The organism is Oleiphilus sp. HI0079, from assembly GCF_001635105.1.
Genome location: NZ_LWFT01000883.1, coordinates 1 through 7,422 on the forward strand (window position 1 = coordinate 1; position 7,422 = coordinate 7,422).

7 protein-coding genes and 1 pseudogene are annotated in these 7,422 nt (G+C 42.5%); 7 read left to right on the forward strand and 1 reads right to left on the reverse strand.

Annotated features, from left to right (window positions below; genetic code table 11):
- The first annotated feature begins 80 nt into the window (after window positions 1–80).
- The 6 genes from A3750_RS16330 (at window position 81) to A3750_RS16360 (ending at window position 6,045) form a co-directional block, all read left to right on the forward strand.
- A complete protein-coding gene (locus tag A3750_RS16330; protein ID WP_068548455.1) occupies window positions 81–1,760 on the forward strand; it encodes a hypothetical protein in 1,680 nt (559 codons plus the stop codon).
- 9 nt (window positions 1,761–1,769) lie between these two features.
- Complete coding sequence (locus tag A3750_RS16335; RefSeq protein ID WP_068548456.1) at window positions 1,770–2,474, forward strand: OmpA family protein; 705 nt, start codon at window positions 1,770–1,772, stop codon at window positions 2,472–2,474.
- Window positions 2,475–2,476: 2 nt separating this feature from the next.
- Window positions 2,477–3,610: an HNH endonuclease gene (locus tag A3750_RS16340; protein ID WP_068548457.1), complete on the forward strand. Its 1,134-nt coding sequence runs from the start codon at window positions 2,477–2,479 to the stop codon at window positions 3,608–3,610.
- Window positions 3,611–3,769: 159 nt separating this feature from the next.
- Window positions 3,770–4,201, forward strand: a complete 432-nt coding sequence (locus A3750_RS16350; protein ID WP_156498656.1) for an ABC transporter permease — start codon at window positions 3,770–3,772, stop codon at window positions 4,199–4,201.
- Window positions 4,202–4,204: 3 nt separating this feature from the next.
- Window positions 4,205–4,462, forward strand: coding sequence for a hypothetical protein (locus A3750_RS16355; RefSeq protein WP_068548462.1), 258 nt, complete (start codon window positions 4,205–4,207; stop codon window positions 4,460–4,462).
- A 530-nt stretch (window positions 4,463–4,992) separates the two neighbouring features.
- Window positions 4,993–6,045, forward strand: a complete 1,053-nt coding sequence (locus tag A3750_RS16360; RefSeq protein WP_068548463.1) for a hypothetical protein — start codon at window positions 4,993–4,995, stop codon at window positions 6,043–6,045.
- Between the two features lie 27 nt (window positions 6,046–6,072).
- Here A3750_RS16360 and A3750_RS16365 read toward each other — a convergent pair whose 3' ends face one another.
- Window positions 6,073–6,474, reverse strand: coding sequence for a hypothetical protein (locus A3750_RS16365; RefSeq protein WP_068548466.1), 402 nt, complete (start codon window positions 6,472–6,474; stop codon window positions 6,073–6,075).
- A gap of 145 nt (window positions 6,475–6,619) precedes the next feature.
- On the opposite strand from A3750_RS16365, the pseudogene A3750_RS25030 reads away from it, so the two are divergent.
- Window positions 6,620–7,422 (forward strand): annotated as a pseudogene (locus A3750_RS25030) (IS3 family transposase); the annotation flags it as partial.

Below are 7,422 nucleotides of genomic sequence, written 5' to 3' on the forward strand. Positions count from 1 at the left end.
ATGCGTGATGTAACTCTATTGTAATAAACTTAATTATAAGTATATTTGCCCATCTAACTAATAATTATAAAGGGAGTTATATGCCGTCCTCTTTTGTCGAAGCTTGGATTAGAGGGGTTGAGCCCTCACACATCACCGACGTTTTTTTAATCCTACTTGTCGCCATCTTTTTCCTCGCCTACTGGTTTAAACGTAATCACACGCACGCAGTGTTTACGGCATACGCGCCAACATTACTTACATCGCTTGGAATATTGGGCACATTTGTGGGCATCATTTCTGGGTTACTTGATTTTGATACGAACGATATTGATGGCTCCATCGGTCCGCTGCTAGAGGGCTTAAAAACAGCGTTTATCTCAAGTATTGCTGGCATGTTTTTGTCGATCTTATACAAAGCAGGGGTATCGTTTGGAATCTTGATTTTACCTGTAACGCGAGTTGAGGAAGACGATGAAGTTGATTCGCTGGATTTCTATAAGGTTATGCAGCAGCAAGTCGAGAGCATTTCAGATTTAAAACGCGCGATTGCGGGAGACGATGAAAGTAGTCTCATGGGCGTATTGAAGCTACAACGATCCGATATCAATGATCACTTCAAAGCCCTTACTGTATCGAGTGATCAAGTAAGATCATCACTTGAAGAGTTAACAAAAATGACTGACGAGCGCTCAGGCAAATTTGATGAGTTCTCGGAACGGTTATGGAAAGAAATGAGCGACTTTGGAGATCTGCTTTCAAAGTCAGCGACTCAGCAAGTGATAGAAGCTCTTAATCAGGTGATTCAAGACTTTAATAACCAGCTAACTGAGCAATTCGGTGAGAATTTTAAGGAGCTGAATGCTGCAGTACTTGAGTTGGTTAAGTGGCAAGAGAACTATAAACATCAGCTGTCTGACATGTCTGAGAAGTACGCACTTGGTGTAGAGGCCATTTCGAAGACGGAAGAATCTGTTACCTCTATTAGCGCAGAAGCTAAAACAATTCCGATTGCGATGGATAGCCTGAAAACTGTTCTAGAAGTCAATCAGCATCAAATTGACGAGCTTGATAAACACCTAGTTGCGTTCAGCGATATACGTGATCGTGCAGTAGAGGCTGTTCCGGAAATTCGAGAGCAGATAGATGGCGCAATTGCTGGTGCTAGAGAAGCAAATGAAACGCTTGCGGCGGGTATGCTGGAATCAGCAAATGAGATGCACAAAGTGTTGGCTAACGGCACTGAGGAATTTGGTAACAATGTCGCGACTATCAATGCGGGATTGACCTCTGCAGCGGATGAAACAGCAAAAAATAGTATTGTGATTCAGGAGCAGTTTTCTACCGCTCTTGAAGACATCAACAACCACATGCGTAACTTGTTGGATGAGTTGCAAAAAGAAGGCGCTTCTTTAAATGAGAGTTTTGCGGGTGCATCGACTGTCCTTAAAGACGAGACCACAAGAATAGCTCGAGACTTCGAAAGTGGGTTAAGTGAAATGGCCGGGCGCCTTGAAGAAACTATTCATGAACAAGCTCAAAGTCATCGAAACCAAGCGGACAGCGTTTTCAATGCACTCGAGAAAACGATTGAACAATCGTTGAAAGCAACGGGTGAATCTGTTCAAAAACAGATTGATATTATCGATCAGACTTCGGAGCAACAAACGAAAAAAGTTATGGAGGCTATGGGAGGCGCGCTTGCATCAATTTCTAGCAAGTTCACTAATGACTATAAAGAGCTTGTCGACAAGATGAATCAGATTGTCAGACAGCGCTAGAGGTGATTCGTGAAGTTTCTTAATGAGCGTTTGCGCGACGAGCAAGAAGAGAATCATTGGCTTTCCGTATCCGACTTAATGGCTGGTTTGATGATGGTTTTCCTGTTTATCGCAATTGCACTAATGCGTGACGCATTTGTTGAACGGGATAAGATAAAGCAGGTTGCTGTTGCTTACCAAGAGAATCAGGTTGCGATCTTTGATGCGTTGAACGAAGAGTTTGCGAAGAATCTGGATCAGTGGAACGCCGAAATCGATGATGAATCGCTGACGTTTACATTCAAGTCTCCTGACGTTTTGTTTCAGACTGGAAGTGCTCGATTACGGAGCGAGTATAAAAATCTTTTGAGTGATTTCTTCCCGCGATATATGAACGTGCTTGAGCCGTTTAGGGATTCAATTAATGAAGTGCGTATAGAGGGGCATACGAATAGTGCGTGGAACGATGCTCCACTAGATGTTGCTTATTTCAAGAACATGGATTTATCTCAAAGACGCACAAGGTCCGTTCTGGAATACGTCTATTTGTTGCCCGATGTGATCGCTAGCAAGGAGTGGATGAAGTCCAACATTGCTGCGGTTGGATTGTCGTCATCTAAACTGATTTACCATGATGATACGCGCACCGATGAGAACTGGCAGGCGTCGAAGAGGGTAAGCTTTCGGGTGATTACCAATGCGGATATACAAATTAAACGTATATTGCAGGAATAATCATGAAGCTCGATATCGATCTAAATGAGTTGTGGGCCTGTGTTGACAGAATGGGCGCCCAAAGACAGAAGCTTGATCTCGATGAGATTTGGGACAGCTCAACATTTGCTATTGATACCGAGCTCGAATCTGGTATCGAAATAAAACTAGAAGACCTTGAAACTGATCAAGGGCTTTTAGGAATACATGGCCGTCAGGTGGTCTTATTTATTCCCGACCATGCCTTTCGAGTTGAAACGGCTATACAGAGCCCCGGTCAGGGAAACAAGTTTCATGTCGCTGATTGCAAAACACTAGATGACATGAAAAATCGAAACCGGTTTGAGCGCTACCATGTTACTAACAGTATTACCGGAGAGTTCCCTGTATTCGGCTACAGCCAAATAACCAAGCGACAAGTTGAAGGGAGCGCAAATCTCAGCGTTTGTAAGAACTGTCTGAACTTTCTGAATTATAAGGGGGCTGATACTGGGTCCGCTCAGAATCGACAGAAGTTAGTTGATGAGTTTTCGATTGAGGAATTCTTTTCGACATATAGCTCTGTATTCAAGCAAAAACCTAAGTCTTGGATTGATAAGAAAACAAAAGGTTATACCGCAGATTGGGAGACCATTTCTGGTCGAGTCAGAGCGGCTGCGGGTTATAGTTGCAAGCATTGCTTCGTAGATTTATCTAGTCATAAACACTTATTGCATGTGCATCATATGAATGGCGTGAAGTCGGACAATAGCGAGAGCAATTTGATATCGCTGTGTGCGGATTGCCACCGGAAAGAGCCATATCATGAGCATATGATGGTTCCGCGTAAGGATACTTTGACAATCAACGAACTCAGAAAAGCCCAGTTAGGTAATGAGTTTGCAACATGGAATACCACGAGGAAGTCTGCAGACCCAGCATTAGCTGGGTTCTTAAATTATATTGAGAGAAAAAACTATGTCACTCCTGTTTTAGGCTATTCGGTAACGAGCAATACAAACAAAGAGATCTTTCTGGACGCTGCTTGGCCTGATCAAAAGCTGGGCTTGTTTCTTGATGGAAGAATCAACATTGATGGCTGGACGATTTTTAGTTTGGGTGAAGCTCTAGAGTGGGCAAAAGGTCTGCCTACAGCAAACGGAAACACAGCAACATAAGGATAAGTGAATAAAGTATGTGGTCTTTTATCAAGTCAGTTTTTAAGTTCTTTGGCCTAGCTGGACGCTTCATAGGCGAATGTATATTCCTATTAGAGCGAGGAGCGAAAAAGTTTGAGCAACACGCTGACGAGCTTAATAAGGAGCTCGAGAGTATGGTTGAGCAAAAGCGTGCTGAACGCCGACAGGCTCTTGAAAGAATGCTGGAAGAAGATAAACGGAACTAGAGCACCTTTTATTGTTTGGGTTTTTTATAGTTTGAGAAAATGGTGTATGGGCGTGATAAAAGGGATAGCGGCTTTTATAAAAGGTGTTTTTGTATTTATCTTTTCTTCTTTCAGATTCACGAAAGAGGCACTAGATGCAGTAAATCATGGTTTGGAAGAAGCAAATAAAAGTATGGGTGAATTCAATAGGGAGTTACGAGAGTCAAAGACGCGAGAGGAGTCTGATACTTATGGTCTTGAATTGAAGCATGAGAACTATGCAGAGTCTCAAGAGTTCAGGGAACTTCTTGAGCGGAGGAAAAGAAAGTTGCTTGCAGAAAGGGGCCAAACGGCGCACGATTTGGAAAATCAAAAAAGGAAATAATGAATGAATACGGAAGTTGAGCAAAGCACACCATCTCGGTTGAAAGCATTTTGCCTTGTTGCTATCGCCACATACGTAATTGTTACTGCATTGCAGATGGCGATATTCGGAGGTGGTAATTTTGCAGCGCTGCTTGGTAAAGCAACGGCACCTCTTATTCTTGGGTTACCAGCATTAGCTTATAAGAGGAACCCTCTAGTAAGTTATGGCTGCACGGTGCTTGTGCTTACATTGTTGATGATTTTTGGATCGGTAAGCTGATATCAGTAGATCGAATCAGCCATTTCCCCCTAAAACTGAAACGTGCAATATATTGAACAATAAGGCTTTTTACAGGTTTGTTTGCAAACCGTGGGAACTGGACAAAATTAGTGCAATTTAGTGGTGTTGTGGATTGCAGGCGAAACTGTATTTTTTTAATAAAATCAGAAGTCGCTTTGGACACTAATTCTGCAACCCCACACGGGTCAGCCGGAAACCTTTATCTGAAATGTGAGAGAAGCGGATCTAAATGGCACAATAAATTTCGCTCGCTGTTAGATATAAGCTGCCGTAAAGCTAGGAGAAATCTGCGGCCACAGTTGGCAGAGTTTAGTACAAACAGTCATAATTAGCATTCCCATTCAGGGGAGCTAAACTGCACTTACTTGTTATTTCTTATCGACTGCGATAGGAGAACATTTAAAATATGTCAAAGCAACACGCTCTGCGGCGAAAGGTTTAGCGGAGATTTCTTTTCCAGGCCCCCGAGCACAAAAGTAAATATTAGCAGTTTAAGAGTTTATGAGTTTATGACACGTTTCTTCATTATTATTTCCCTCATTTCTTTTAATATTGGATGTAAACAAAGTCATAACACCATACATAGCCTTTCTGAAACCGAAATAACCGCAATATATCCAGATCCTATCAATCTTCCTTTCGGCTTTGTGCTCGGCACTAGAGCAGAGCAGATAACCAAAAAGCGCTATACGCCCAAGAGCAAATATGAGATTGCAAGATACTGCCCTCCACCAAGCAGCTTTAATTATCCATATGCGACAGTAATAAAAAATTTAGCTCGCGAGAATATAAAAGCCTTTGATTCTCGACTAAGCAAGATTGATTTTGATGCATTATCCTCCCCAGAAGGTCGGAAGGAGTTTTTAATAAATCCTAGCTTTCGATCATCCGGTTTTCGTTTATATTCAGGCTCCATGCATTACAATCAAGATGTCTTTGCAGCGAAAGCGATTATAAACTCGTCCGAATTTAAAACGGCTATGGACGAGTATGATAGTCGACGCCTTCCTCCTTCCGTAGAAAGGATTATCTATAGGGTAGATGGAGGTTTTGCGTGCGCTGAATTTATTAATAACAGCCTCAGGCAATTAACGATTAATGGTTATTCAATGAGCGGAGGGCGCCGCTGGGGTAGTAGCGAACGATTCGCATCAATACTTGCAGCAGTCGAGTCGAAATACAGTGAGTACTCGACGGAAATATATTATCAAGAAGAGTATTGTGGCTCCTTTACCGGACTCGCGGATATAGGCGATGACCCGTCGTGCATTGTTAAAAAAAATGTGCTCACAAATAGCGAGGGAATAGCCGTGACGTATCTTTTAAAAAGCAAAGACAAAATAGGCAGTTCCATTCTCGAAATGAAACGTAATGCGTGGCGTGAATGGGAAAAAAATGGTTATGTACAATATAGTGACCAGAGCTTTAAAGATGAATTGAAACTAATATACAGCAAAGACTCGGAGGAGTTTAAGTCCTATTATTCCCCGTTGCTGCAAGCGGTGTATCAAAAAGCTGTCGATCATTACGGCACTCAGAATAACTATCTCGATCAATTTTAACTATATCTGCAAATAAGGATTTGTGAATCAAGGACATTGCTCGACAATATGGCGCAAAAATAACTCGCCATCCATAAAGGTATATTGAACAACAATCCGCCCCCCAAGATTAACAAAAGCTTTGAGCGCCTCTCCCCCAGAACAAATATGGCTTGCTCGATCTTTCATTAACTCCTTGATTTCACTTAATGATGAGCTCTGTTTCTTTATTGTTCGCTCTAAGTACTCACTATCGTACGTAAACATATAGTTCACAACAACATCTCTATTCACTGACCCGACTGTTTGAAACACCATATCGCTACTTATATTCATAGGGAGTTGATTGGCAATCGAATTCGAAATCTCTCGGGCCTTTTCACACACATTAAAGTCAATCAAATTTGGTGTACAACTATTCAGAGTCTTTGCAGCGATCTGTTGATGCAACTTGCATCCTCTATCTTGACCGTTGTCACACGCCTTTTTATACCAATTTCTAGCAATGCCGTAGTCTCTTTTTACCTTTCCCCTAAATTTAAAACCATGAACTCGATGAGATTTCCAATTATCCTAGCAATATGGAGATCTCAATATGAAGAAGCGATATTCAGAAGAACAAATCATCAAGGCGATCAAGCAGCATGAGGCTGGAGCTAAAGTTGAGGATATTTGTCGGGAGATGGGTATCTCATCCGGCACATTTTACAACTGGCGATCTAAGTATGCTGGCCTTGAGGTGAATGAAGCCAAACGACTGAGAGAGCTAGAGTCAGAGAATGCAAAGCTTAAACGCTTGCTCGCGGAGAAACTCTTGGAAGTTGAAGCAATGAAGGAAGTCGTTGCAAAAAAGTGGTGAAGCCAGTCGAACGGAAGCCAGTTGTCGTCTTTCTGATGGATCGGTTTGGTTTTTCAGAACGCCGCGCCTGTGCTCTTGCTCAAATCAGTCGGACTGGCTTTCGCCATCAAGCCAAAGGATATGGCGATGAGCAACTGCGTTCGCGCTTAAAAGAGCTTGCGGCCAAGTACTCAAGATATGGATATCTAATGTTGCACGCCTTTCTTAAACAAGAAGGCCTTGTGGTTAATCGCAAGCGAACGTATCGCGTGTATACGGAAGAACAGTTACAGGTCCGCACGAAGAAGCGAAAGAAGCTAACTAGACCACGTGTGGTAAACAGCCCTGCTACAGCACCGAATCAAAGTTGGTCGATGGATTTTGTTTCGGACCAATTAGCGAGCCATAGACGATTTCGTATTTTGAATGTTGTAGATGATTACTCTCGAGAAATTGTAGGCCAGCTCGCTGAATACTCGATATCTGGGGCTCGTGTTGCTCGCTTTTTGAATGATCTCATTGAGCTGAGAGGAAAGCCGGAAAGCATTACGTGTGACAAC